The 236-nt window shown below is 62.3% G+C and carries 1 protein-coding gene; it reads right to left on the reverse strand.

The genetic code is table 11. The annotated features are described in order from the left end of the window. The coding region (locus tag ACLJNW_RS28500; RefSeq protein ID WP_410962038.1) for an NTP transferase domain-containing protein at nt 1-236 on the reverse strand (236 nt) is incomplete at both ends.

A 236-nucleotide genomic window follows, 5' to 3' on the forward strand; every position in this document is an offset into this window, starting at 1 on the left:
GTATTGGTTCGGTCGAAATCGGGGTTGCGCACGATGATCGCGTCCCTGCGCAGGTTGCTCACCTGCTCGATGACCAGTTCCTCCTGGAACCCCACCACGACCCAGACGTTCGGGATCTCCGCTAGGCGCTCGAGGTGCTGGGCCAGCAGCGTCTTGCCACCAACCTCGACCAGGCACTTGGGTTTGTTCAGTCCCAGACGAGAGCCGATGCCCGCCGCGCTGATCACAGCATGTTC

The organism is Salmonella sp. SAL4457 (genome assembly GCF_046548235.1).
GTDB lineage: Bacteria > Pseudomonadota > Gammaproteobacteria > Enterobacterales > Enterobacteriaceae > Salmonella > Salmonella enterica.